Source organism: Sulfuriferula plumbiphila (genome assembly GCF_009938015.1).
Classification (GTDB): domain Bacteria; phylum Pseudomonadota; class Gammaproteobacteria; order Burkholderiales; family Sulfuriferulaceae; genus Sulfuriferula; species Sulfuriferula plumbiphila.
The window spans coordinates 1,626,746-1,651,500 of the sequence record NZ_AP021884.1 but is presented as its reverse complement, the minus strand read 5'-3'; the positions used below and the strand labels follow the sequence as shown (position 1 = coordinate 1,651,500).

The following is a 24,755-nucleotide window of genomic DNA, read 5'->3' as shown; positions in this document are numbered from 1 at the left end:
GGCCTAGCGCGCGAGGCGTACTGAAATAACATCATTGGCCACCTTGACTGCGTGCATGGTGAGCTGTACTTCCGGCACGGTGAGGCATTCACCGGTTTCGAGCAGATAGGTGAAACCGTGGTAGGGGCAACGCAAGGTGCCCTCGATCAACTCGCCGCCATCCAGCGGCATACCCATATGGGCGCAGGCGTTGTTCATGCAGCTGACCACGGCACTACGGCGATAAAACAGCAACTCGTGACCCTGATGACTATGTGTAAATATGCCGCCGTCCGGAATGTCTGCCAGCGTGCAGACTGGCTCCCAGCCTTCATCCCTGCCCTTGGCAAACGGGCTGATGAAATGCACTACATGATGCGTTGTGTCGGAATGTGCCTGCTGCTGAGGCGGGCGGCTCACCTGGTGGATGTGTTGTACTTCCGGGCAGTGCTGGCGGATCGCCCGCTCCACGCCTTCGGTCAGCGTCTGGCCCGAGGCCGGGCAACCGTGACAGGCGCCGACCAGGCGTACCTCTACCGTGTCCGGTGCCCTGATTGCCACCAGTTCAACATCGCCACCGTGCTCGTGCAGATAAGGCCGCACTTCTTCCAGTGCGGCTTCGACACGATGTTCCAGCGGATCTTTGACCAGACCATGAAAGCGCAACACACCAAAGACGAAAGGATCACGCACCGCTTCACGCAAACGCACGGCACAGGCCGGGTCTTCGCGCAGAAAGCGGATCAGCCGTCGGAATGCCTCGCAGTTAAGCGCCTCGATGGTGGACTTGATCGCAGACAGTGTGCCAGCGTGATGCTCATCCCAAGTTTGGGCTATCTCATCAAGCTTCGTAATCTGGCTGGCAATGCGAGCAAGCTCCGCAGCAGAATCAGTTGCCACGCTATCGGGATCGGCATGAGGCATCGGTGCGTTCATCTGCGCTCAGTCATACTTGAGGTCTTTAAACAGATAAGGCTGGAGTGCGCCGCCAACCACGCTGGCGACGATTACACCCACCAGCGGGTTAACCAGGAAGCCAATAGCCAGCAACAGCACCAGCACAATCACGAAGCCTTTAAACCACTGCATGAATACCGCTCTGTTGTCGCGGAACAGCTTGCCCTTGAAGAACAGCTTCACCGAGTTCTTGAACATCTCCAGCATGGGTAGCTCCTATTTCAACCAAGCAAGCACGATGATGCCGAGCACCACCGCAGGTAGAACCGAGGAAGGCCCAAAAAATGCACCCATCATCGCCGCGAGCTCTTTGCCCAGGAATTCACCACCGATCTTTAAGCCCGTCACTGCCCCTCCAGCAGCGGCGAGTACAGCGGAAAGTATGAGTAATTCAATTGCAGTCAGCAGATCCATATCCATTCCTTGATGATGAGGGTTTACTTAGTGAATGACTTTGCCTTCTCCAGAATGTTCGTGTTCTTGTTCGATTTCTGCGATGCTTGCAGAGAGCAATTCACTCCGATCGTGCAGGCCAAATTGTTCGAACAGCGCGATCGCTTCGCGGTACAGTTCGACTGCCTGTTCACGGACACTCTGCCCAACACCGGTCTTGGTATCGGCGGGCAGGTTGCGCAGCACATTGGCCTTGTTGGCGATCGTGTTGGCATATTCCACCGGCGTATCGCGTGGATTGCGCACTTTCAGCGCTTCATCGTAGGCTTCGAGTGCACGCAGATTGTTTTCCAGTGCGTGGCTGCTGGAGGCATATTGCAGCGCGTTGCCAAGGTTGTTCTGGATCATCGCGTACTCGCTCGGATGATCGATCAGGTTGATGACTTTCAGCACTTCCTCGAATGATTGCACTGCCATGGCCTCACGCATTTTCCCGCGCTCATCCGTGACAGGAATCGACAGATAGGCGATCGCCAGGTTGTTATGCAACACGGCGAATTCCTGCGGATAGGCCTCTTTTGTGAAGACGCGCAAGGCGCGGTGATGGCACTGTATGGCATCCTGAATCCGTGCTGCGCCCTGGCTTGCCAGTCCCTGTGTCGCCAGGCCGAGATTCAATTCGACTTCAGCGGCCTCTTCGGGTTTGCCCTGCTGATACAGAATCGGTAACACGCTCTCGTAGCATTCACAGGCTTGTCGCAAAGCATCAGTCCCTCCGTCGGGTATGGTCTGAAGTGCTGTTCCCATACGCGCACGGATACGTGCTTTCAACAAAATCGCAGACTCGGGCAACTCAGCAAGCGCCCGTTGGTAGAGTGTGACAGCATCGCGCAACTGGGCAGGAGATTTTGGCTTGATCTGCAAACCCATGGCGATTTCCATGAGCATTTCTGCGCGTTCTTCGGGACTGGTGGCGGGATCTTCAACCGCCCGAATGGCCTCTGCGAATTGAATTTCGGCAGCCGTTTGCATCACCTTGTTTCCTCCATTAATCACTGCTGCGGGTGAGTTAATTTTTTTAATAGTGATAGAACTATAGGTGTCAGGATTTTTAAGTCAACAATATTTTCATTATGCAAACTTAGTATGCATTTTTTCCGATACAGGCTGCACTGACTGCCCGGCGGCATTCAGTCCTTCCAATAGCAAACCGGCGATATCGGGTACCCAGCGCACCCTGTAGCTGTGTTCAGGAGTGTCTGCATCAATGCCAAGCGTGCGCAGGAATTCGAGTGCATGAGCGACGCGGTCGCCATGCGCATTACGCATCTTGAGCAGCAAGCCACCTGCGGTGGCGCCATGCAGTGGCAACAAAAAGACACACCCGTCCCGATTCAGCAGGGCGATCGCGCTTATGCCAGGCAGGTACAGGTCGCAAAGCTCGCGGCTCAGATAGAGGCTGGCGCAGGCGATGCGCAGGCTGTGATGCGCCGATGTTTCTGCCGCCTCAGACAATGGCGCGGACTGCATGGCGTTCGATAATGGCTTTGATATCGTCAACGACCTGATCTGCCGCGCGCTGCACCGGCTCGCTCAATTCCAGACCCAGGCCAAGTTCGGCGGCCTCAATCAGGAATACGGTCACGTCTGTGGGAAAGTCCGCGCCAAAAATGCGTCGTCCCGCATAGAGCGCATGATCCCAGCGAAAGTCATGCAGACTGTAGCCTGGGTCATGGCCCTGTGCCAATTCGGCACCGGGCACCTGGAACACCGCACCCGCTTCCGAGCCGCTGCGGCATGCATCGATCAGGATCAACTTTTTGGCACCGCGCGCCCGGAACATGACGTCCATACCCGCGGTTCCTGCGTCAAATACGGGTACATCGCTGATGCCACGCGCGTTGATCCAATCCATCAAGCGCCGGGCCACGATCACGCCGACGCCGTCGTCGCTGCGATTGAGGTTGCCGCAACCAATGATGGTCAGCATGGCTGTCCATTGGAGCGGATGAAGATCGGAATTAAATCCGCCATAGCCGGCACGACCATTCAGGCCTGACCGGAAGCTGCAATTCCGGCAGGTCGCAGAACTGGCGATGCTTCACGTAGTACATGCAAGTCTCGCAGGCTTGCGAGATTTCTTCTTCGGTGCAATCGTAAGGCTGTAGCCTGAACCCCGCAACCCGGAGTTTGCCCTCCACATCGTCGGGACGCAGCGACTGCAACCGGGCGACGACGGCATTCACCGCCTCGCTGGTGTATGCGCGCTCCCGCCACTCGGTTTCCAAGCCGTCTTCCATCAGCCTGGCGAGGCTATCTCTGAGAAGATCGAGATCGGTCTCTTCCATTTTGGTCTCTTCATTTTGTCCATCGCAACGCTGCCATTGAATCGAATCGCTGGCATCCCGAGGCCACAACCTTCCACCATCAGAAGCGATAACCCAGCCCCACACCAAAGATGGTCGCCCTCAGGTTCAACTTGTCGTTACCCAAAGTGGTTTTAACATCCGGTCTGACATCCAGATATTTCAGATCGGCGTTCAGTGAAAGCGTCTTGCTCAGCATGTAGTCCAGGCCCAACTGCGCGACAAATCCGACCTTGTCATCGATTTTGGCGTTGACCGACTTCAACGTACCGCTGTAGTGGTAGAAATGGTTGTAGTTGAAGCCCAGGCCCGCGTAAGGCCTGATTTGGCCCTCCGGTGCAAAATGATATTGCACCGTGAAGATGGGGGGCAGCAGGTCAACCGAGCCAAGCGAGCCGAGACTTTTTGCCTTGACTTCGGTATTGAGAAATGTGGCCAGCACATTGATCCCGATATTCGGCGTGACGAAATAGGTCCCGTCCACCGCAACCGATGTGGCGTTGCCAACGTCCAATCCCAGGGTCTTGGAACTGGCGTGAGTCGATGCGGTGATCACCGTGGTTCGTATCACTATATCGCCCGTCTGGGCGAATGATGATGAAATCATCGAAAACGTCAGGGCGATTGTAGCGAGCCAAGACGCAAGGCTGGTCAATTTGTTCATGTTGTTCATGTTGTTCATGTTGGTGACCTCATTATTATTGAAGGGTTGGGAATGGGACTAAAGTTCTTTTGCGACAGCGGCAATGCCCGCGCAAACTGGATAACTAGATGCGCCACAGACGGCACCACCAGTCAGGCTCCACTGGAACAGCCAGCTCCGGCAAGTCGCACCACTTGCGATGCACCAAGTAGTACATGCACTCCTGGCAACGCATCTGATCCGGACCGTAAGGCTTGTCGACGAAACCGGATACCACCAGCCTGGCTTTCAAATCTTCCGCAGGCAAATCGCGCAATTCGGCAAGCAACTGGCCGAACTCGCGATCGGTCTCGGGAAATGGCTCGGTTTGCGTTTGCAGGCCATCGGCCATCATTTTCGCGATGCGATTCCGCAACGCGTTTTCCTGGTCGTTCTGCATGTACCCGTCTCCTCTACGCAGGCGAGGGGCGCCCCCACGCGTGCAGTGCTTGTTGGATTACATGATAGATGGGCACTGATCAGGCAGTGCGGAAGCGCGCCAACTCCTTGCCGGTCTTGCCGTCGTGCGCATGAACCGTGCACACCAGGCACGAGTCGAAAGAACGCGCCACATGGCCGACTTCCACCGGGTCGGTCGGATCGGCAATCGGCGTACCAACCAGCGCCTCCTCGATCGGCCCGCGGATATTCTGGCCATCACGCGGACCCACGTTCCAGGTGGTCGGGGCGATGATCTGGTAGTTCTTGATCTTGCCGTCCTTCACCTCGATCCAGTGGCACAGCGCGCCGCGGATCGCTTCGGTAGCACCCCAGCCACGGCCATCACGTTCCTTGGGCTTGATGTACCACGGGTCGTTCAGCCGGAACTCAGCCAGGCAGCGTTCGGCCTGACGATACAGCTTGATGGTTTCATGCATGCGTGCAATCTGGCGCAGATGCAGACTGGGGCCGCCCATCTTCTTGTACATATCGAGAATCAGGCCGTCATAATGCTGCCAGGCTTCGCCATGCTGGCCGCCAGCGACCATTTGTCGTGCGAACGGACCCGCCTCCAGACGCCCCGAATCGACATGGCTCACTGCAGTGGACCAGGAATACTTGCCGTTGAAGTCCGGGGTATTCTTGCTGACGGCCCTGGTGGTGCGATCGAACGGATGGGTGTCGTTGTCGCCTTCGTCGTACCAGGCGTGCATCACATTCTCGCGGGCGTATTTCTGGTCCATCAGCACGTGGGTATCGGTCTTGCCGTCGTAGACGCCGCCCTTCATGATGAGCGCCGCGTTGCGGCCGTCGATGGTGGGCTTCTGGTACTTGTCTTCGTGCGGCAGATAGCCCCAGGAGATATATTTGCCGACACCGCCGCCGTACTTGTCCAGACCGATGTCCAGGCCCATGCGCCAGTAGAAGCCGAGGTCAGAATTGGCGTGCGCCGGACTCTCGTCGAGCCAGGCCATGAAGTCATCGTAGGTCTTGATCTGCTCGTAGCGCTCCAGCGAGCAACCCAGCCACGCCGGTTCCAGCCAGGTGGTCTTGAAATACTCCAGGATGGACCGGGAGCGCGTGATGTCTGTCAGGGTCGGTGCGCACATCACGCCGCCGGGCACCATGTAGCTCGAATGCGGCCACTGCCCGCCGAGCAGGGCGTAGATCTCCACCGGTTTGCCAGAGATGGTGACACCCAGCTCGTACGAGGTGCCGGTGAAGGGCGCGAAGCGCTTGCAGGCTTCCTCGTAGAATTTGCTGTTGCGGTACTTCTTGTTGGTCATGTCAATGGCGTAAAGTCCATAGAAATAGCGCGGCTGGCTCTGCAGACTCTCGGCGATCTGCCCGAGGTTGCGCGCCAGGATCGCGTTGCGCGGCACCTCGGTAGCCCAGGCCGTATCAAGCGCCCAGGCTGCGCAGGTCAGGTGCGAGGCGCCGCAGATGCCGCAGGCGCGCGGTGTCACCACCAGGCCCGCTTGCGGGTCCTTGTCGCGCAGGATGATTTCGAAGCCGCGGAACAGCTCGGCCGAAGTCCATGCATTGGTGACGACGCCGTCGGTGATGTCGACGCGCACATCCAGGTCGCCTTCAACTCGACCCACCGGGGAAATATCCAGGGTTTGTACAGCACTCATTTGTAACTCCTTTTCAGCGTCTCGCGATAGGTTGATTCAAGCCAGCACTCAAACCACGAAGAGGTCTTGTTCCGCCCAGGCGGGAGCCGCATTTTTGGCTGCGCCAGTGAGGGCGATGTAACCTTTCTTGTCCACGCCCAGCGGCAGATCCTTGGGTACGCCCATCACCGTTTGCGTCTTGAATACGGTACCCGGCGCGAGATCGAAGAACGGGAATTCGGGTTCGGTACAACCCAGGCAGGGCATGCCGGCGCGCGTCTTGGATGACTGCCGGTTCCACAGGATGCGGTTGCAGGGCGAATGCGTCATCGGACCGCGACATCCGAGGTCATAGAACAGGCAGCCCTTGCGCTGGCCAAACTCGGTGGCCGACACCTTGTAGGCGAAGTGCATGTTGCGCGTGCAGCCGGTCTGGGTGAAGCTCTGGAAGAAGGTCTTGGGACGGTGGAACTCGTCCACCGCGATGTCGGCGCCGCGCCCGGTGGCAATCGCGACCACGATTTGCGTGATCCAGTCCGGGTGCGCCGGGCAACCGGGAATGTTGACCACCGGCAAACCGGATTTGGATTTGAATCCATCGCCAAGAAAACCGCCCTTCTCCCGCTTGAGGAACTGCATGCCCCTGGATTCGCTGGGATTCGGCGCGGTGGCGGGAATACCGCCCCAGGTGGCGCAGTCGCCGACGGCGACAACATAGGTGGCCGCCTTGGACAGTTCACGCACCCAATCCTGCATCGCGCGACCGGCGAAGCGGTTCCATTCCCCTGTGCCATTGGGTGCGGTGACCACCGTGCCCTCGAACACGAAGATATCGAGCGCAATCTTGCCGGATATGCAATCGAGCAGGATTTTCTTCACGTTGTCACCGAGCTCCACGCCGAGCGATGGGTGCCAGAGCACGTTGATACCGAAGTCCGTGACGAGATCACAGGCGCTCGGTTCCTCGGCGTTAAGAAAGGACATGGTGTTGCCGGAGCAAGCACCGCCTTGTAACCACAAGAGATTTGCCATGTTCTAGCCTCCTTAGTGTTTGAGTATTAGGCGGGAGTGGTAATCCAGTTGAAACACCGGCCTGTGAACACTATAAGCAATAGAGGTGCCAGATACTCTTGGAGGGAAATTTCTTAACAAGTGACTGTTTTTGCTATTGGTAATTGGATACCAAGAATTAGCTTATCAGCATGGACTGTGTATATTTAGTTTGTGCCAAAACCCAAGATGCAAACCTGCTTTACAGTTTCATGTCTTAAAAAATCGATACGCCTGACTTTGCGAATATCGCAAACTTAAATGAGCGTGCTAACCATGTCGGTTGCCGCAGCAGGGACATTCCGTTTCCAGTGTATAGCCGTACCAGATTCCCTGGCAGCGGCTGCACCAGTGGCCATTGAGTTGCCATTCTTCCAATCCCAGTTGTTGCGCCAGTGGGGTGGTGCCTAATTCACGGAAACCGCCTGGTGTGTGTTGGGGTGACACCCTTGAAAACGGAAAGGGTATCAACTCTGATACCGGTGGTTTATTGTCATCAGCCATTTTGGGTCACTCCATCCGTGGCGCGTTCGATGCCATAGCGCCTGATCTTGTTGTCCAGACCCACACGCGACAAACCCAGTTCGCGTGCGGCGCGCGAGTGGTTCCAATGATGACGATGCAAGGCCTGGCGTACGAGTTGAGCTTCGATAAATTCGACCGTTCTCTTGAGCGTAAAACCCTCGCCCTGGGGTAATTCTATCCCGCGTAAATTCTGTAACCCGGGTCGACTTTGGGCTATTTCAGGGGATAGTTGATCTACGGTAATGATGGCACCGCTTTCTGTCATCGCAACCATGCGCCGCACTTCGTTTTCAAGCTCGCGCACATTACCTGGAAAGTCATAGCACTTGAGCCTTTGCATCGCTTCGGCAGAGATACCCACCACCCTCCGGCTACTTTTCTCGGCGTATTTCTTGATCAAATAATCAGTCAGCACCTGAATATCTTCAGGCCGCTCCCGCAAGGGTGGAATTTTCAGCTCCAGGCCGCGCAGGCGGTAATAGAGATCGCGGCGGAACCGGCCTTCCTCAACCAACTGGCTTAATGGGCGATTGCTTGCGGCAATGATGCGGACATTACTGTGGTGGGTCTGGTCAGCCCCCACCGGCTTGAACTCCCCTTCTTGCAAAAAGCGCAGCAGACTGACTTGCATGACGGGAGAAATATCCGATATTTCATCCAGGAAAACGGTACCGCCATCAGCCGCCGGAAACAGACCGAGACGATTACCCACCGCGCCGGTAAACGCGCCGCGCTTGTGGCCGAACAACTCGGACTGCAACAAGCTGTCTGACAACTCACCGCAATTTTGCGCCAGAAATATCTGCTTGCTGCGCGCGCTAAACAGGTGCAACGCCCGTGCCATGAGTTCTTTGCCGGTTCCGGTTTCGCCTTCGATCAACACGGGTAGATCGGTTGCAGCGGCCTTTTTTGCCTGGTTGCAGAGTTTGGCCATGGAATTGCTGCAAAACACCAACTTGTCGAATTCGTAGGTTTCTTGCAGCGCGCGCGTCATGCTGTCATTCTGACGGTGTAGCACAGCGTCGGCGAATTTCAGCTCGTGGCTGAGATAGCGGTGCCTGCGCGCCAATTCACGACTTTCCAGGGCGCGCTTGAGCATCAGGCTGATCTGTTCGGGCTCCCACGGTGCTCCGACCACCTGATAGATCGCCGCGTCGTTGATCAGTTTGACGATCTCGTCACGCCGTACAGTTTCCATTACCAGAATACGAATGGTGTTCGGGTGGACGACCCGCATTTGCTTGAGAAAATCAACCCCACGCCCATCAGGATAATGCTGCTCCGACACCACCGCGTCGATATCACCCGCTTCCATTGCTTTAATGGCTCGAGCCAGGGTATTCGCAGAAGACAGCGCATAATCAACGGACAGCCTTTTACGCAAAGCTTTATCCGCAGCCAACGTTGGCCCCACCAACAATATTTCCCACTCACCATTCCGTCGCATGCCAACTTTCTTTGCAGAATTGTATATCCTCATGTCAGGATAGCAGATGAATGATGGAATGAATTCCCCCGCCTTTTGCGCGGTATCATCGTGCCAGCTGGCCTCATTGAGTGGGTGTCTGCACCTATTAATAAAGAGGGGTTGGGCCCTGACCCTTCCCCTCATATTTACATTTTCCAAGTCATATTTCCAAGCGCCTCCAGCGCAGTGATTACTTCCCGTTTTCGAAAATGAATCGTGCGATGTACTGGCTCTTCCAACCACCAGCGTGCCAGCGAAATGATCGACAGCGTTGCCGCCGCTCGGGCGCGTGAGCTGAAGTTCACCCGATACCCACGTGCCTGCGCTACCAGACCAATCAGCCATAACGCAAATATCGCCAGCGCCCCGATTAATAGCAGGATCGCCAAACGATCCGGGCGTGTAGTTTGACTGAGCGACAAGCCCAAGCCCCAGCGCGGATTCTTTACATCGCGGAACGACTGTTCAATCTGCATCCGCCCGCTGTATAAATCCACCACTGTACGTGCATCAAGTTCAGCCAGACTGGGTGATACAGCCAATAGCCACGGTTCGGTTTGCGTCTTCGCCTGCTTCAGGCTGTGGCCACAGCGCGCGCGTTTACCCAAGGCGGTTTTTGCCTGCCGGTGACAGTTCGGTTTCTTGTAGAGCACCAGGCGACACGCCACCGGGTTACTGCGCACGTACTCGAACTCACCCTCGTCCTGCGGCGTGGCGGCGGCCTTGGGATACAAGCTCTTGCAACCCAGCCAATCTGTCGTGCCCAGCGGGTGCACCATGTCGCGGTTGCGGATGCGCCCCATCCAGTCAAACTTCAACCGCTCGCACAACTTGAACCAGGACGCCCTGAATCCTGCATCGGTAACGAGAACTGGGCGGCAGGACTGCGGTAGCAATGCCCGCAGGCGTCGCAGAAAGCGTTCATGCACCTTGGGGGAGCCGTACTGCTTCATCGGATGCACTTCTTCGTACAACACGACGGCACGGCCTTTGACGATCAACGCAGCGCGTAATAAATGCTGGCTGCGGTCAGCCGATAGATCAGACCAGTCGATGATGATGGCAGGCCGGGTGTTGCCGATGAGAATGCGCCGCGCCATGGCGCGATACACGTCGAGTTTCTCGTGGCTGAGATGAAGATTGCCGAGCAGCCGGTCACCGCGTTTGATGCGGTGGCGCAACGCAGTGCTGCTATTGAGTCGGCGGCTGATGCCTATAAGGCTGAGATGCCCAATGCAGCTGGCCTGCACCATGAGCGCGAGCGTAATTCGGCGCTTGGCATGGATAGTGTCGCATTCAGTTTGCAACAGGTCTTGTATGATTCGCTGTGCATGCATGGTCGCACTCCTTCGCAGTTTGGTCGCTACGAATGAAGTGCTTAACCGGCCATGCATGCGCCGTTTTTACGGCTGTATACTCTGCAACCGTTTGTTTTACAAGCGATGATTGAGGGGAAGGGTCAGGGTTGGGCCCGAATTACCCAATTACCGTGATGAGCCGGGTCTACGGTGTTTCGGCCAGCGGCTACCATGCCTGAGACGGACATTCATCCTTGGCACGAGTCAGGGAAGAGGCTGGGCTGGCAGGGGGAATTCAGGGAATGAACGCATGACCCAAAACCTGGAGAACCCGTCTCTGTTCCGGGCGGTCGCACCAGAAGTGCCACCCCCAGAGGCCGGAACCCACCATCCGGACCGGCGCGATCAGTACTGCGCCAAGCGCTTCCGCAACAAGACCGGGGGTTCTTTCCCCGGTCCGCTTTTGAACGCCAGATTCTTATGCAAAAAACTGGCCGCATGAATCCGTTCATGTCCACTATTGGCGACCGCCCTCAATAATATACCCAGCAAAATATTTGATGATAACCATTGAAATGCATATGTTATTCTTTGCAGCCAGGTTTCTTGATTTCCGCAAATTATTGTGCGCTTACCGCAGTCTTCTGCCGGAATATCGGTTTGCATACTGCTGAAAAGGCATTCTGGTTCCGATTCCAGATATCGCTTGAATGCTCCCAATCGCTCAAGAGTAGTCAAATATTATGGTTTATGCAGCTTTCGTCCTTTCCGATTAGTCCAAGGACAATGATCCGTGAACACCAATTCGCACATTCCGCAACCGCTTGCAAAACTTTCGCATCCCCGAGAAGCGATTCGCCAGTTCACGCCCAACTGGTTTACCGCCACCATGGGTACCGGCGTGCTGGCGCTTGCGTTAAACCAGTTTCCCTATGGCCACTCGACGTTATATCCGATTGCGGACTTTTTCTGGCGTTTCAATATCTTTCTTTTCGTCTTGTTCAGCGTGCTGTATCTGCTGCGCTGGATGTTCTTTCCTAATGAAGCAAAAGCCATCTTTCAGCATCCGGTCGTGTCGATGTTTTTTGGCGCCATCCCGATGGGGCTGGCTACCATTTTAAACGGCTTCCTGGCCTTCGGAATCAACCGCTGGGGTCAGACCGCAGTCTCCATTGCGTATGGCCTGTGGTGGATAGACGCGCTGCTGGCCCTGCTGTGCGCGGTCGTGCTGCCTTATCTGATGTTTACCCGCCAGACGCACAGCATCGAAAACATGACGGCGGTGTGGCTATTGCCCATTGTGGCAGCCGAGGTGACGGCCGCGAGCGGTGGATTGCTGGCGCCGCATCTGACGGACGCGTCCTCGGCGGTGCTGATTTTCTTTATGAGCTATATCCTGTGGGCCATATCCGTGCCGCTGGCCATGGGTGTGCTCGTGATCCTGTTCATGCGGCTGGTACTACACAAACTGCCGCCGCGCGATATGGCCGTATCAAGCTGGCTGAGTCTGGGCCCGATTGGTACCGGCGCCTTGGGTCTGCTGCTTCTGGGTGGTGATGCCCCGACCATACTCGCACCGCAGGGTATGGCCAGCATGGGTGTGGTAGCCCAGGGATTCGGAGTGATTGCGGGAACCATCCTTTGGGGATACGGACTTTGGTGGCTGGTGATGGCGGTGCTGATAACGCTGCGCTATATCAAGGAGGGTTTGCCTTTCAATATGGGCTGGTGGGGTTTCACCTTCCCGATCGGGGTGTACTCCCTGGCCACCCTGGCGCTGGCGAGAAGCACGCATCTGCAGTTCTTTGAATGGGCGGGCGCCTTCCTGGTCGTCATGCTGACCGGTTTCTGGGTGCTGGTGTCTATTCGAACGGTGATCGGCGCGTATCAGGGCACGCTCTTTTTCTCCCCCTGTCTGTCAGTTGAAACCGGACTGGCGGACCCTGTCTGTGGTGCACCCAATGGCGAGTAATCCGTACTGGTGATGATGCAATCGTGGTGGTGCTCTGGAGGAACGGCTGCATCTTCGCCCTTCCAAAAGCGACCTGAGCATCCAGGCATGCTTTTCAGGCACCTGCATGCGCTGGCCTAGCAAACCCGCCGTTGGCGCATCGTGCGCCGTGTCGACTCCCGGGAAGATGGAGCGCATGGTCCGGAGCACGGTCCTGCCCCTCCACCATCAGGTTTAGCGCATCGCCCTGGCGTAGGGTCAGTCTATCTACCGCATGGTGACGAATTCCTCCGCACTGGTCGGATGGATAGCCACCGTGTCGTCGAAGTCTTTCTTCGTGGCCCCCATTTTGATTGCTACTGCAAAACCCTGCAGCATTTCGTCGGCGCCGTCGCCAATGACATGCAGCCCGACAATTTTCTCGTGTTCGCCGACAGTTATCAGTTTCATGGCGGTTTTGGTCGGACGCGGGGAGAAAGCATGTACCATGGGTGTAAAGCGGGTCTGATACACCTTGACCCCATCCCCATGAATTTCACGTGCCTGGGCTTCGGTCAAGCCAACCGTGCCGATCGGCGGGTGGCTGAAGACTACCGTCGGGATAGTGCTGTAATCCAGATGGCGATCTGAGATGCCGCCAAAGAGGCGGTCGCCGAGCCGGCGTCCGGCGGCAATCGCCACTGGAGTTAATGCCGGGCGCGGAGTGATATCGCCAATGGCATAGATATTCGCCACGTTTGTATTCTGGAATGCATCCGTATGGATATATCCACGCGCATCCGTTTCAACACCTGCGGTCCCCAGGTTCAATGCCCGGGTGTTCGGCTCCCGTCCAATCGCCCAGATCACGCTATCGATTCCAGACAGCTGTTCGCCATGTTCAAAAATCAGCGTCAAGGCGCCCCCTTCTCGGCGCATCTCAGCCACGCTGCGATGCGTCAGGATATTGACCCCCGCCTCGACCATATCTTCCATCAGCGTTTCCCGCAGCATGGCATCAAAGCTATCGAGGAAATGGGCGCGGCGCAATAACAGGGATACTTCGCTACCCAGCATATTGAGTACGCCTGCCAGTTCCACGGCAATGTAGCCGGCTCCCACCACAGCCACGCGTTGCGGCTGTGTTTCCAGCTCGAAAAAACCGTCGGAAGTAATTCCCCATTCAGCGCCAGGTATCTGCGGCACGACTGGGCGGCCACCCGTGGCAATCACGACATGATCCGCCGTGAATTGCGCACCATTGACTTCAACCGTATGGGCGTCCACAAAACGCGCATAGCCACGGATAAGTTCAACATTGTTATCGGCCAGCCCGACTCCATAGCGTTGATTGAGCCGCTCAATATAGGCATCGCGGGCCTGTTTCAAGACAGGCCAATGAAATTCATGCTTGCCCAGGCTAAAACCGTACTCTGCTGCCCTTTCCAGGGCATGGTTTACGGCAGCGGTATTCCACATGATTTTCTTCGGGACGCAGCCAACGTTCACACAGGTTCCCCCCAGTCTGCCACCCTCAATGACTGCGCACTTTGCGCCATAACGCGCAGCGCGATTGACCGTTGCAATGCCGCCACTGCCACCGCCGATGGCCAGCAAATCGTAATGTTTTGTCATGCTGTTTTCCCTGAGAAAAGTCAACCGGATGTCGCTCAATGTTGGCATCCGGTTGGTGTTTACATTGGCTTGGCTTACGCCCTTTTATGATAACTGGGTAATGCCGAAATGACGTTCCAGGTCTTCTCTCCCGCCAATGTGTTTGCCACCGATAAATACCTGCGGCACCGTGGAGCGGCCCGTAGTGGCACGCAGCGTGCGGGAAGAAACGCCCGTTCCCTGCCCAGTCCTGATTTCTTCGTACTTGATGCCACGCTCATTCAGGAGCTCCTTGGCCCGCATGCAATGCGGGCAGCCTTCGCGCGTGAACAGGGCAACGAAATCCGGTTCCTTGGCATTGGGGTTGATATAATGCAGCATGGTATCGGCATCGGACACTTCAAACGGATCGCCCGGCTTGTCCGGCTCGATGAACTCCTTCTGGATTACACCGTCCTTGACCAGCATGGAATAACGCCATGAGCGCTGCCCAAAACCAATGTCAGATTTGTCGACCAGAAAACCCATTTGCCCGGTAAATTCACCGTTACCGTCCGGAATGAAACGGATGTTCTCGGCATTCTGATCCTTGCCCCAGGCTTCCATCACGAATGCATCATTCACGGAAATGCAGACGATTTCGTCAACGCCGTTTTCTTTGAAGACGGGCGCCAGTTCGTTGTAGCGCGGTACATGACTGGATGAGCAGGTAGGCGTATAAGCGCCCGGCAGTGAGAATACCACGACAGTCTTGCCCTTAAAGATGTCATCCGTGGTGGCATCTTTCCACTGGCTGCCTTCACGGGTCCTGAATGTTACATTGGGTACGCGTTGACCTTCACGATTCTCGAATTGCATCTTCAACTCCTTTAGCGGTGAAATGATTCGGTGTTACAACCGATTGGATGCGACGCTGCGACATCCATGCAGCAATGATAGGGAAAAGAAATTAATAGGAATAATTGAATAATATTATTATACTGATAGTTATAAACTATCATAAGTAGCCGGTTTAATTGGGTCATGCAGGTCGCAGAGCCAATATCAAAGCAAGTGACGGCGACGGCGTCCATGATGGCGCACCAGCTTATCAGACGCTGAAGAGCCGCGGCCAGAATATCCTGGCAGTCCCTCCGCCCTGTGTGACAGCAGTGACAGGCGATTCCGCTGAACATGTCTTAACGCAGCGGGATGGTCATGTTGCTTTTCTTGCAGCCAGCGGCTGATTAGTGTGGCAGAAGCAGACCGGTTATGGCCGCGGCCGCTCGCCGAACACGCGATGGGGAGAAATGGGCTCCCATGCGGGCGACTTCAGGCGTGCGGATCCGTTGCTGCGACTTCGGGGTGCGGGTTTCGCCCGGTTATGCTCTGTCTCTGGAAACAAACCGTCCTGTATGGCAAACCAGGCTTGCGATAAACGGTGGCCGAAGGTAGAGTTCATGCCGGCGTTCCATTATGTTTCGATAACCCGATGGTGCCTGTGTACGCAGGCGGCGCCCACCCTTTTTTAACCTTCAAATCGAAGCATGATTCAGCTTCGATGAGGGGTTTGCAAGAGGCTCATACGCATGGAGTTCCAACAGGAGGCATTTCGATGTTAAGAAAAGCAATTCCCGCATTTGTATTGTTGGCCTGCGTGGCTGCTTTTGGCGGCTCTGCATGCGCCGCAGATGCGCCTACGCTCCACCAGGTCTACCAGGCGGCACAGGCCGGAAAGCTGGACGAGGCGCAAGGGATGATGGAAAAAGTCATTCAGGAGCATCCTAATAGCGGCAAAGCGCACTTTGTGGAAGCCGAGATATTGGCAAGGCAAGGGCGATTGGGCAAGGCAGAAGCGGAACTCAACACCGCAGAACGGCTGGAACCGGGACTGCCGTTTGCCAAACCCCAGGCCGTACAGGAACTCAAGGCCCGGATCGCCGCCAGCCATCGGAGTCAGTCAACGATGAATGGTGGTCCCGCGGAAACAGCTGCTGGATTCCCCTGGGGCCTGCTGCTGCTGGGCATTGGTTCCATCGTGCTGATCACCCTGCTGGTCCGGGCAATGACGGCGCGCAATAACGTGCCGATGGCTGGCACCAACCCAGCGGGAACGCCCGGCCCAACTGGACAGCCTTATATGGGGGGCGGCGTAACGCCCATGGCACCTGCAGGCGGCGGAATTGGCTCCAGTATCGTTTCCGGTCTCGCTACAGGCGCGGCCGTCGGCGCCGGCATGGTTGCTGGCGAAGCGCTTGTCCATCATTTCATGGATGGGAATAAAAGTGGAACCAACTCTGCCGTGACTGCTTCAGACTCCCCGGATTCCTCTTCTGACAATATGGGAGGCGCAGACTTTGGCATCGCCGATAACTCGTCCTGGGACGATAACTCAAACGTAGCTGACAACATGGACGGCGGCGGGGACGATTGGAGCTAGACGATCCAATGCGGACCACCCTCATGCCGTCTAATCTTGCAAACCGATAATCGTGGCTCCTCGATTTTTTCAACTATACGAAGAAAACGCGGCCGCCGTTATCGCCGAGCTGAAGCTTGGCCTGCTCGCAGGTGATGCCTGGATTGCGCCCAAGTTTTTTTATGACCTGCTCGGATCGCGTCTGTTTGCGGCGATCACGGCTTTGCCGGAGTATTATCCGCCGCGCGTCGAGGCGGAAATTTTTTCAACCTACCTCGATGAAATTGCGCACGCCCTCGGCACGCATGCAACCCTGATTGATTTGGGTGCGGGCAATTGCGAGAAAGTCGCACGGCTGTTTCCGGTACTCCAGCCGGCACAATATGTCGCCGTCGATATCTCGGTGGAATTTCTGCGCGATGCATTGGAACATCTGGGCCGGCAATACCCTGATACCGACATGCTGGGCGTGGGAGCGGATTTTTCCGCTCAACTGGATTTGCCCGCAGAAGTGGCGGATGGCCGGCGTGTGTTGTTTTATCTTGGCTCTTCCATCGGCAACTTTTCCAATGCCGAGGCTGCGATGCTGCTTGAGCGTCTGCGTCACAACATGGCTGCGGAAGATGGCCTGTTGATCGGGATGGACCTGGTCAAAAACAGCGCTACGCTGGTCACGGCCTACGATGATGCGCTGGGCGTCACTGCCGCATTCAGCCGGAATGTGCTGCTGCATGTGAACCGTATTTTGGGCAGTGATTTCAGGGTTGAGGATTGGCGGCATGTCGCGCTGTTCAATACCCAGGCGTCGCGGATTGAAATGCATCTTGAGGCGGTGCGTGACGTGCGCGTTGCCTGGCCGGGTGGTAGCCGTAGGTTTGCCGCGCACGAGCGCATCCATACCGAAAATTCCTATAAATACACGCCGGAATCGGCGTGCGCCTTACTGCAACGAGCGGGACTGGCGGTGCGGCAATTCTGGACCGATCCGATGAACTATTTTGCGCTCATCTACGCCACGCCGGTTCACGCCTAGCGCACCAGCAATTGGGCCGCCCCAGCCTGGACTTCGCCGATGACGGCGGCGCTGGCAAAACCACCGGCAGCGAAAATCGCCAACACTTCGTCTACCGCCTCCGGCGCGCACGCGACCAGCAGCCCGCCCGAGGTTTGCGGGTCCGTGAGCAGGTCCTGCTGCACTTGCCCCAGCGTCGGGGATAACCGAATTTCATGTCCATAACTGAGCCAGTTTCGCCCGGACGCCCCAGTCACGGTGCCTGCGCCAATCATCGCTTCCACGTTCGGCAGCAGCGGCACCCTGGTCCAATCAATCACCACCGTCGCTTTGCCGGCACGCGCCAGTTCCAGCGCATGTCCGCCCAGACCAAAGCCCGTGACGTCGGTCAACGCATGCACGCCGGCGAGTTCGGCCAATGCAATACCCGGCTTGTTGAGCTGGGTGGTCAGGGCCACAAATTGCGCGTAGCCCTGCGCATCCAGCTGACCTTTTTTCAACGCCGCGGAATACACGCCGACGCCCAAAGGTTTGCCCAGAATGAGTTGGTCACCCGGTTTGGCGCCTGTATTTTTCTTGACCCGGTCGGGATGCACCAAGCCCATGACCACCAGCCCGTAAATCGGTTCAACGGAGTCAATGGTGTGCCCTCCCGCAATCGGGATTCCGGCTTCGCGACAAGCGGCTTCGCCGCCTTGAATGATTTTTCCGATGATCTCGGTAGGGAGTTTATTCACGGGCATGGCCACCAGCGCCAAGGCCATGATGGGCTTGCCACCCATGGCATAAATATCGGAGATAGCGTTGGTGGCTGCAATCCGCCCAAAATCAAAAGGGTCATCCACGATCGGCATAAAGAAATCCGTGGTGGCAATCAGCGCCTGCGTGTCATTGAGCTGATAGACCGCAGCGTCGTCGGAGGTCTCAATGCCAACCAGCAACTGTTCCGGAATGAGCGTACCCTGGCTGTTCCTGAGTATTTCAGCGAGCACGGCGGGCGCGATTTTGCAGCCGCAGCCGCCCCCATGCGAAAACGCGGTGAGTTTGATTGCGGGAATTTCGACTGGGGTATTCATGGGTGGCTCACTTATCCGGCATAATTTTGATTGCCTGAGTCTAGCATCGTTGAACAATCGTCGCACTAACTGCCGTTCACGTCTCGGCTCAAACAGCGCCGAGCGTGCCGCGCATTGGGTAAACAGATGCGCGGCAAACGCCTGCTCCGATGCAAAGCGCAACATCAGCCTAGCCAGCGAAAGCGGGGGCGGCCTGGATGATGACGCGCGCCTGTTCGCACAGGCTGAGCACAAGCTCCGGCAACGCCTGATCCTGCAACACGACCAAGTGGGTTGCCGCCTCCAGAGAATGCGATGCACAGTGTATTTTTTTATCGCGGTAAAGGTTCAGTCCCGGTCAGCACGACGGTCTCGTCACCCCATGCCAGCGTTACCGAGACATCGGCATCCGCGCCAGGCAACGCTTGCCAGCGCGATGCGGTGTGCCAGCTGCCATTATTGGCGTTTGCCAATGCCGGGCTGACAATGGCACAGGTGGATTGGTTATCTGACAATGTATAGAGTGGATATGTTACAGACAAAACAGCAAGGCCTGCTTGCCAGGCACTATAACAAGGGGCAATTGGCTACGGCAATGCGCGACGCGCGCAGCAACTTGTTGGCGCGGGTGGATGATTTGTCCGATGAAGAATGGCGCGTGCCGTACCACGCCAGCTATAACCCGGTGGCGTGGGAAATCGCTCATGTCGCCTGGTTTGCGGAATGGTGGACCTTGCGCGGCCCGCATTGGATGGACGGTGATGGCCGGCTGCAGGCCCGGCTGCCTGCACGCCATGCCGGGCCTGACCAAACCTTCAATTCGAGCATCATTCCGCACGTGGAGCGCTGGAAAGTTAGCCTGCCGGAACGTCGTGCGCTGTATGACATGCTGGCGGCACAACTTGACGCCACCCTGGTGAGCCTGACGCACAGCGGCGATTCTGATGCGGATTTGTATTTTTATCGGCTAGCCCTGTTTCACGAAGACATGCACGTGGAAGCGCTCACCTATTTGCGCGACCATTTGCGTTTTCCTCCTCCTTCGGGAATGTTATTGCCCAGCGTGCCAATAGAGGCCGCGCAAGTGACAATAGCGGCCGGTCAGGCACGTGTCGGACAGGAGCCGGACGGTAACGGGTTCTACTTCGACAATGAGAAATGGGCGCATGAGGTCGCGATCCCCGCACTGCAAATGGATGCCACGCCCATCTCATGCGGCGCATTTTTGGATTTTGTGGAAGCCGGTGGTTACGATGCACCGGATTTCTGGCCCGGGCTCGCAGGACGCTGGCGCAGCAGCGTAGCGCGATCGCACCCAGAACGCTGGCGCAAGACGGCAGACGGGTGGCAATGCCGCTGGTTCGATCAATGGCTGCCCTTGCCGGCGGATATGCCGATCATGCATGTCAACGCCTATGAGGCACAGGCTTACTGCCGGTGGGCAGAACGCAGTTTGCCTACGGATGCGCTATGGGAAGCTGCTGCGCGGCAGGACGCCATTCAATGGGGCGGTCTGGTATGGGAATGGATGAACAACGCCTTCATGCCTTACCATGGATTTAGCCCAGACCCTTACCGAGATTATTCTGTTCCGTGGTTTGAGAGCCACTACTGCCTGCGGGGAGGTAGTTTCGCAACCCACCCGCGCATGCATCATCCGCAGTATCGAAATTTCTGCCTGCCCGAGCGCAGCGACATCTTTGCTGGATTCCGGAGTTGCCTTAAAACTTGCTGAGCAAAAATCCGGACTTTGCTCACCCGGCGGACTGACTGATCGGAAAATGAGCCCCGGATCACTCAGTGATGTGCAGGTCGCCGCAGATCCAGGTGACCGGCGCCCGGTCCAGAACCCGGGCACGCGGCAAGCGGTCGTAGAACGGGTGGCAGGTAGCGCGCAGGAAGACGAAATGGCCCGACCGCATGGTGCGGTACTTGAGGACAAGGCGTTCAGGTTCACGCCCTGCATTGAAATGCTGGATGTTACGAACTAAAGAGAGTCGGTGTCTGGGTCAGACTGGCACGGACGGCAAGATTCATTTCCCGGCCAGCCGGGACCGGTCATCGCCTACAGGATCACCTGCGTGCCCAGTTCCACAACACTGTTCGGCGGGATTTTAAAGAAACCGACTACGCTGCCTGCATTGCGATACATGGCGATGAAAAGTTTTTCTCTCCATACCGGCATGTCCGAGCCCATCTTCGGAATCAGTGTTTCACGCCCAATGAAAAATGAGGTTTCCATCGGGTCCAAAGGCAGACCTTGCCGTGCAGCCAGCTCAAGCGCCTTCGGAATATCAGGCTCATCCTTGAAGCCAAACCGAACGATAAGACGATGAAAATTGTTTGGCAGCGCCTGATGTTCGATCCGCTCCTCATCCAGAACATGCGGGATATCCAGCATTCGAACGCAGAGCACGACTACATGCTCATGCAGCACTTTGTTGTGCTTCATGTTATGCAGCAGTGCATGCGGCACACCATCCGGGTGTGCTGTCAAAAACACCGCCGTTCCTGCAACACGTGTGACCGAAGCAGGACCCATGGTTCCGGCAAACGGCACCAGATCCAGCGCATCGCGCTGCAGCCTTTCACGCAGCAGCTGGCGTCCGCGCTTCCAGGTAGTCATCAGCAGAAATACGCCTAACCCGAATACCAGGGGAAGCCAGCCGCCTTCCTCTATTTTGATGGCGTTGGCACTAAAAAAGGCGAGGTCGATGGTCAGCAGAAAGGTGATCAGCAACCCGCCTCTTATCCACCCCCATCCCCACAGTTTGCGCACCACGATAAAAGCAAGAATGGAGGTGATCGCCATCGTGCCCGTGACAGCGATGCCATAAGCCGCAGCCAGACTGGTTGAGGTGCGAAAGCCCAGGATCAGCACCATCACGGCAAGCATCAGCGTCCAGTTAATGCCGGGCAGATAAATCTGCCCAATTTCCTGTTCCGAGGTCTGCTGCATCTCCATGCGCGGGGAGTAGCCGAGTTGCATGGCCTGACGCGTCATCGAGAACGCACCGGAAATCACCGCTTGTGAGGCGATCACCGTGGCCACAGTCGACAATATGACCAATGGGTACAGCGCCCAACCCGGGGCCAGCAGATAAAAGGGATTGGCGATGGCTTTGGGGTTATGCATGAGCAACGCGCCCTGCCCGAAGTAGTTGAGCACCAGGGCGGGTAGCACCAGGCCAAACCAGGCAAGCTGGATCGGGTGCCGCCCAAAATGGCCCATGTCGGCATATAAGGCTTCCGCACCGGTCAAGGCCAATACCACCCCGCCCAGTGCCAGAAAGCCCATCCACGGGGAAGCCATCAGAAAAACGATACCGTGGAGCGGATTCAGGGCACCCAGAACATGCGGTTCGGCCACAATGCTCAATACACCAAGCACTGCCAATATCCCAAACCACGCGCACATGATCGGCCCAAACAGCGCCCCCACGCGGGCAGAGCCTTTGCGCTGGAAAATGAACAGCGCCCACAGAACCGCAACCGTAATAGGGATGACAAAGGTTTTGAAGGCCGGGCTGGCGATTTGCAGTCCTTCTACGGCGGACAACACGGAAATGGCCGGAGTGATAATGCCATCGCCGTAAAACAGTGCTGCACCAAAAATCCCCAGCAGCATGACGATGGCATGCGTCTTTCCATTGTCTTCAAGCTTGCGCAGGGCCAGGACCATTAATGCCATGATACCGCCTTCGCCCCGGTTATCCGCACGCATGATAAAAGCGACGTATTTGAAAGAAACGACAATCATCAAGGACCAGAAAATCAGCGACAGAATGCCCAGGATATTCTCCGGATTCAAAGGAACCGGGTGTAGCCCCCCCGTGAAAATCGTATTCAAGGTATAAAGGGGACTGGTGCCGATATCCCCGTAGACAACACCGATGGCGGCGAGAGATAGCCCAGCCAGGCGTGATTTATCGGATTTATTGTTCATACGTTTGGATAGGTGGATTGCCTGGCAGTGGAGCCCACTTAAGTTGGCAGCGAATTTCGGATTCCCGAGGTTGGACGTGCATAAAGGGCATCCGGTTTTTCAGGACGGATACGGCAAGTAAATATGCCACATATTTGAGTTTGTTGTAGGAGCTTTGTAAATGTATGCGAGAGAAATTTTCCACGGCACCGCACAAACTTCCGGTCTGTTGATGGGCAGGCCCGGGATTCGATGCGCCGCCATTTACCTGGTGCAGCCAACCCACTCCATTCGGGCCTGAATCAACAGACTCCGGATAAGGGCCTATGCTGCGATGTTGCCGACAGTTAAACTGGCAGCCTGAAATCAGCGGGATTCCACTTACTTGAATCCCGCGGTCATGTTCAAATTACTGAAACCAGTCCTAATAACAGAATGACCACACACCCGCATGCGTGAAACCACCCAACTCAAAGCCGATGCCCTCGGGGTAGGCGAGTCCGTCGTCATGGGGGTGGCCGGCACCGCGCCCGCCTTCAGCATCGCCGCCACCACCGCCACCCTGATCGCCGCAGTCGGTGCGCTGGCGCCTGCGAGTCTGCTCTACTGCGGGCTGATCATGTTCGGTGTCTCATTTGCCTATCTGCACCTCAATCGCAGCAACCCGAATGCGGGTGCGTCCTACGCCTGGGTAGGCGCGGCGTTCAATCCGGTGCTCGGTTTTTTCGCCGGCTGGGCCTTGCTGGTTGCTTCGGCGGTATTCATGGTGTCCGGCACTATCCCTGCCGCCACCGCCACACTGATCCTGATCAAACCCGCACTGGCCAACGATTCGGCCATGGTGACCTTTGTCGCCGCCGGCTGGCTGCTGGCGGTGAGCGCCGTGATCGTCAAAGGCATCAAGCCGACCAGCTATACCCAGATCATCATGACCGGCATAGAAATCGGGGTGCTGATCGCCATCATCATCGCGGCGATCATCCAGTTTGCCGCACAACCGGCGCATGCTTTCTCGCTGGCCTGGTTCTCCTTCGCACAATTCACCCCCCAGCTATTCGCAACCGGCGCGCTCACCGCGCTGTTCTTTTTCTGGGGCTGGGATGTCACCGTCAACCTCAACGAGGAAACGCGTGATGCCGCTCATGCACCCGGGCGCGGCGCGGTGATGGCAATGGTGATCGTGCTGCTGCTGTTCATGGCTTTTGCGGCCATCACGCTGCTGGTGCTGACCGATCAGGAGATTGCACAATCAAGCACCAATGTCGTATTCGCCGTTGCCGAAAAACTGTTTCCCAAACCCTGGAGCTACCTGGCCATCGTTGCCGTGATGCTGAGTTCCATCGGCACGCTGGAAACCTCGATCCTGCAATTTACCCGCACCATGTATGCCAAGGGCCGCGACGGTGTGCTCCACCCGCGTTACGCCATTCTGCACAAATCCTGGCAAACGCCGTGGGTGGCGACGGCGGTCATCACCCTGTTCGGCCTGGTGTTACTGTTCCTCTCGTCCAATTTCTCGAGCGTAAACCTGATCATCAAGGATTCAGTCAACGCCATCGGTTTCCAGGTCGCTTTCTATTACGGCCTTGCCGGTTTCGCCTGTGCCTGGCATTACCGCAGGCAGGCTCTCGACTCCGTTCACAATCTGATTTTTCTTACCCTCTGGCCGGCGGGCAGCGCTGCCTTCCTGTTCTTCATCGCCGCCTACAGCATCCCGACCTTCGATCTCACCACCAACATTGTCGGCTTGGGGGGTATTGCCATCGGCGTTGTACCCCTGTTGCTCAATCGCAAGCGCTGGCGCAGATCCAGCGCGAGGCGCAATACATGAACGGCGCCTGGCTAATCCGGATTGAGCGCCTAGCAGGTTAAAAAATTCACGAGCGACTGCTCGAAATTTCCTCGGGTTGAATGTTTGGACAAAGCGCTCTGTATCACCATGCTTGCGGCCTTGACATCGTCATTCCAACCACCCATAATGCGCCCCATCTAAACAACGGGGCTCCCCCATGAATGCTGACTCTGGTAGATCCTTGAACGCAAAAC

Annotated in this window: 24 protein-coding genes; 6 read left to right on the top strand and 18 right to left on the bottom strand. The window is 56.7% G+C overall.

Annotation, left to right across the window (positions count from 1 at the left end; genetic code table 11):
* Nucleotides 1-3: 3 nt before the first annotated feature.
* From GZH91_RS08635 to GZH91_RS08575, 13 genes are all read right to left on the bottom strand, one after another.
* Complete coding sequence (locus tag GZH91_RS08635; RefSeq protein WP_147073370.1) at nt 4-915, bottom strand: NifU family protein; 912 nt, start codon at nt 913-915, stop codon at nt 4-6.
* A gap of 6 nt (nt 916-921) precedes the next feature.
* Nucleotides 922-1,143, bottom strand: coding sequence for a hypothetical protein (locus GZH91_RS08630; protein ID WP_147073372.1), 222 nt, complete (start codon nt 1,141-1,143; stop codon nt 922-924).
* Nucleotides 1,144-1,152: 9 nt separating this feature from the next.
* A complete protein-coding gene (locus GZH91_RS08625; RefSeq protein WP_147073374.1) occupies nt 1,153-1,350 on the bottom strand; it encodes a hypothetical protein in 198 nt (65 codons plus the stop codon).
* Between the two features lie 27 nt (nt 1,351-1,377).
* Nucleotides 1,378-2,361 carry a tetratricopeptide repeat protein gene (locus GZH91_RS08620; RefSeq protein WP_147073376.1) on the bottom strand — a complete coding sequence of 328 codons (984 nt, stop codon included), beginning with the start codon at nt 2,359-2,361 and terminating at the stop codon, nt 1,378-1,380.
* A gap of 99 nt (nt 2,362-2,460) precedes the next feature.
* The gene (locus GZH91_RS08615) at nt 2,461-2,859 is read right to left on the bottom strand and encodes a hypothetical protein (protein ID WP_147073378.1); all 399 of its coding nucleotides are present in this window, start codon (nt 2,857-2,859) and stop codon (nt 2,461-2,463) included.
* On the bottom strand, nt 2,837-3,319 hold the full coding sequence (locus GZH91_RS08610; RefSeq protein ID WP_147073381.1) for a hydrogenase maturation protease: 483 nt from the start codon (nt 3,317-3,319) through the stop codon (nt 2,837-2,839). The genes GZH91_RS08615 and GZH91_RS08610 overlap by 23 nt, the downstream gene beginning before the upstream one ends.
* 31 nt (nt 3,320-3,350) lie before the next feature.
* Nucleotides 3,351-3,677 (bottom strand): hypothetical protein, encoded by a 327-nt coding sequence (locus GZH91_RS08605; RefSeq protein WP_147073383.1) that lies wholly within the window; start codon nt 3,675-3,677, stop codon nt 3,351-3,353.
* A 79-nt stretch (nt 3,678-3,756) separates the two neighbouring features.
* On the bottom strand, nt 3,757-4,377 hold the full coding sequence (locus GZH91_RS08600; protein ID WP_147073385.1) for an OmpW/AlkL family protein: 621 nt from the start codon (nt 4,375-4,377) through the stop codon (nt 3,757-3,759).
* A gap of 85 nt (nt 4,378-4,462) precedes the next feature.
* Nucleotides 4,463-4,777 (bottom strand): hypothetical protein, encoded by a 315-nt coding sequence (locus GZH91_RS08595; RefSeq protein WP_147073387.1) that lies wholly within the window; start codon nt 4,775-4,777, stop codon nt 4,463-4,465.
* 79 nt (nt 4,778-4,856) lie between these two features.
* The gene (locus GZH91_RS08590; RefSeq protein WP_147073389.1) at nt 4,857-6,455 is read right to left on the bottom strand and encodes a nickel-dependent hydrogenase large subunit; all 1,599 of its coding nucleotides are present in this window, start codon (nt 6,453-6,455) and stop codon (nt 4,857-4,859) included.
* A gap of 48 nt (nt 6,456-6,503) precedes the next feature.
* Nucleotides 6,504-7,466: an NADH-quinone oxidoreductase subunit B family protein gene (locus tag GZH91_RS08585; protein WP_147073391.1), complete on the bottom strand. Its 963-nt coding sequence runs from the start codon at nt 7,464-7,466 to the stop codon at nt 6,504-6,506.
* 514 nt (nt 7,467-7,980) lie between these two features.
* Complete coding sequence (locus GZH91_RS08580; RefSeq protein ID WP_198415441.1) at nt 7,981-9,636, bottom strand: sigma-54 dependent transcriptional regulator; 1,656 nt, start codon at nt 9,634-9,636, stop codon at nt 7,981-7,983.
* Nucleotides 9,624-10,814 (bottom strand): IS4 family transposase, encoded by a 1,191-nt coding sequence (locus GZH91_RS08575; protein WP_161984224.1) that lies wholly within the window; start codon nt 10,812-10,814, stop codon nt 9,624-9,626. Before GZH91_RS08575 ends, GZH91_RS08580 begins: the two co-directional genes overlap by 13 nt.
* A 271-nt stretch (nt 10,815-11,085) precedes the next feature.
* On the opposite strand from GZH91_RS08575, the gene GZH91_RS08570 reads away from it, so the two are divergent.
* Both GZH91_RS08570 and GZH91_RS08565 read left to right on the top strand, forming a co-directional pair.
* Nucleotides 11,086-11,277 carry a hypothetical protein gene (locus GZH91_RS08570; protein WP_147073397.1) on the top strand — a complete coding sequence of 64 codons (192 nt, stop codon included), beginning with the start codon at nt 11,086-11,088 and terminating at the stop codon, nt 11,275-11,277.
* A 291-nt stretch (nt 11,278-11,568) separates the two neighbouring features.
* The gene (locus tag GZH91_RS08565; protein WP_198415440.1) at nt 11,569-12,747 is read left to right on the top strand and encodes a TDT family transporter; all 1,179 of its coding nucleotides are present in this window, start codon (nt 11,569-11,571) and stop codon (nt 12,745-12,747) included.
* Between the two features lie 246 nt (nt 12,748-12,993).
* Here GZH91_RS08565 and gorA read toward each other — a convergent pair whose 3' ends face one another.
* Both gorA and GZH91_RS08550 read right to left on the bottom strand, forming a co-directional pair.
* Nucleotides 12,994-14,340, bottom strand: coding sequence for a glutathione-disulfide reductase (gene gorA, locus GZH91_RS08555; RefSeq protein WP_147073401.1), 1,347 nt, complete (start codon nt 14,338-14,340; stop codon nt 12,994-12,996).
* 84 nt (nt 14,341-14,424) lie between these two features.
* Nucleotides 14,425-15,177, bottom strand: a complete 753-nt coding sequence (locus tag GZH91_RS08550) for a glutathione peroxidase (protein WP_147073403.1) — start codon at nt 15,175-15,177, stop codon at nt 14,425-14,427.
* A 562-nt stretch (nt 15,178-15,739) separates the two neighbouring features.
* Between GZH91_RS08550 and GZH91_RS08545 the strand changes: the two genes are divergently transcribed.
* Both GZH91_RS08545 and egtD read left to right on the top strand, forming a co-directional pair.
* Nucleotides 15,740-16,738 carry a tetratricopeptide repeat protein gene (locus GZH91_RS08545; protein ID WP_198415439.1) on the top strand — a complete coding sequence of 333 codons (999 nt, stop codon included), beginning with the start codon at nt 15,740-15,742 and terminating at the stop codon, nt 16,736-16,738.
* 52 nt (nt 16,739-16,790) lie between these two features.
* The gene (gene egtD, locus GZH91_RS08540) at nt 16,791-17,750 is read left to right on the top strand and encodes an L-histidine N(alpha)-methyltransferase (RefSeq protein ID WP_223264569.1); all 960 of its coding nucleotides are present in this window, start codon (nt 16,791-16,793) and stop codon (nt 17,748-17,750) included.
* Here the strand turns inward: egtD and selD are convergent.
* On the bottom strand, nt 17,747-18,805 hold the full coding sequence (gene selD, locus GZH91_RS08535; protein WP_147073407.1) for a selenide, water dikinase SelD: 1,059 nt from the start codon (nt 18,803-18,805) through the stop codon (nt 17,747-17,749). The genes egtD and selD overlap by 4 nt on opposite strands.
* A 508-nt stretch (nt 18,806-19,313) precedes the next feature.
* On the opposite strand from selD, the gene senA reads away from it, so the two are divergent.
* Nucleotides 19,314-20,519 (top strand): selenoneine synthase SenA, encoded by a 1,206-nt coding sequence (gene senA, locus GZH91_RS08530; RefSeq protein WP_161984223.1) that lies wholly within the window; start codon nt 19,314-19,316, stop codon nt 20,517-20,519.
* A gap of 58 nt (nt 20,520-20,577) precedes the next feature.
* Here senA and GZH91_RS18390 read toward each other — a convergent pair whose 3' ends face one another.
* Together GZH91_RS18390 and GZH91_RS08520 are read right to left on the bottom strand one after the other, a co-directional pair.
* Entirely contained in the window at nt 20,578-20,706 is a 129-nt protein-coding gene (locus GZH91_RS18390; protein WP_198415438.1) for a DUF2252 family protein, read from the bottom strand.
* Nucleotides 20,707-20,849: 143 nt separating this feature from the next.
* On the bottom strand, nt 20,850-22,730 hold the full coding sequence (locus GZH91_RS08520; RefSeq protein ID WP_147073413.1) for a potassium transporter Kup: 1,881 nt from the start codon (nt 22,728-22,730) through the stop codon (nt 20,850-20,852).
* A 430-nt stretch (nt 22,731-23,160) separates the two neighbouring features.
* Here GZH91_RS08520 and GZH91_RS08515 point away from each other — a divergent pair, with 430 nt between their 5' ends.
* Nucleotides 23,161-24,540, top strand: coding sequence for an APC family permease (locus tag GZH91_RS08515; protein WP_147073415.1), 1,380 nt, complete (start codon nt 23,161-23,163; stop codon nt 24,538-24,540).
* Nucleotides 24,541-24,755: the final 215 nt, after the last annotated feature.

Excerpts from the sequence above, each read along its gene's own strand:
- GZH91_RS08615 (WP_147073378.1), bottom strand. The coding sequence starts at position 2,859 with ATGCAGTCCGCGCCATTGTCTGAGGCGGCAGAAACATCGGCGCATCAC.
- senA (WP_161984223.1), top strand. The coding sequence starts at position 19,314 with ATGTTACAGACAAAACAGCAAGGCCTGCTTGCCAGGCACTATAACAAG.
- gorA (WP_147073401.1), bottom strand. The coding sequence starts at position 14,340 with ATGACAAAACATTACGATTTGCTGGCCATCGGCGGTGGCAGTGGCGGC.
- GZH91_RS08605 (WP_147073383.1), bottom strand. The coding sequence starts at position 3,677 with ATGGAAGAGACCGATCTCGATCTTCTCAGAGATAGCCTCGCCAGGCTG.
- GZH91_RS18390 (WP_198415438.1), bottom strand. The coding sequence starts at position 20,706 with ATGCGGTCGGGCCATTTCGTCTTCCTGCGCGCTACCTGCCACCCGTTC.
- GZH91_RS08575 (WP_161984224.1), bottom strand. The coding sequence starts at position 10,814 with ATGCATGCACAGCGAATCATACAAGACCTGTTGCAAACTGAATGCGAC.
- GZH91_RS08630 (WP_147073372.1), bottom strand. The coding sequence starts at position 1,143 with ATGCTGGAGATGTTCAAGAACTCGGTGAAGCTGTTCTTCAAGGGCAAG.
- GZH91_RS08610 (WP_147073381.1), bottom strand. The coding sequence starts at position 3,319 with ATGCTGACCATCATTGGTTGCGGCAACCTCAATCGCAGCGACGACGGC.
- GZH91_RS08590 (WP_147073389.1), bottom strand. The coding sequence starts at position 6,455 with ATGAGTGCTGTACAAACCCTGGATATTTCCCCGGTGGGTCGAGTTGAA.
- GZH91_RS08625 (WP_147073374.1), bottom strand. The coding sequence starts at position 1,350 with ATGGATCTGCTGACTGCAATTGAATTACTCATACTTTCCGCTGTACTC.
- GZH91_RS08600 (WP_147073385.1), bottom strand. The coding sequence starts at position 4,377 with ATGAACAACATGAACAACATGAACAAATTGACCAGCCTTGCGTCTTGG.
- GZH91_RS08620 (WP_147073376.1), bottom strand. The coding sequence starts at position 2,361 with ATGCAAACGGCTGCCGAAATTCAATTCGCAGAGGCCATTCGGGCGGTT.
- GZH91_RS08585 (WP_147073391.1), bottom strand. The coding sequence starts at position 7,466 with ATGGCAAATCTCTTGTGGTTACAAGGCGGTGCTTGCTCCGGCAACACC.
- selD (WP_147073407.1), bottom strand. The coding sequence starts at position 18,805 with ATGAATACCCCAGTCGAAATTCCCGCAATCAAACTCACCGCGTTTTCG.
- GZH91_RS08550 (WP_147073403.1), bottom strand. The coding sequence starts at position 15,177 with ATGCAATTCGAGAATCGTGAAGGTCAACGCGTACCCAATGTAACATTC.
- GZH91_RS08520 (WP_147073413.1), bottom strand. The coding sequence starts at position 22,730 with ATGAACAATAAATCCGATAAATCACGCCTGGCTGGGCTATCTCTCGCC.
- GZH91_RS08635 (WP_147073370.1), bottom strand. The coding sequence starts at position 915 with ATGAACGCACCGATGCCTCATGCCGATCCCGATAGCGTGGCAACTGAT.
- GZH91_RS08570 (WP_147073397.1), top strand. The coding sequence starts at position 11,086 with ATGACCCAAAACCTGGAGAACCCGTCTCTGTTCCGGGCGGTCGCACCA.
- GZH91_RS08595 (WP_147073387.1), bottom strand. The coding sequence starts at position 4,777 with ATGCAGAACGACCAGGAAAACGCGTTGCGGAATCGCATCGCGAAAATG.
- GZH91_RS08515 (WP_147073415.1), top strand. The coding sequence starts at position 23,161 with ATGCGTGAAACCACCCAACTCAAAGCCGATGCCCTCGGGGTAGGCGAG.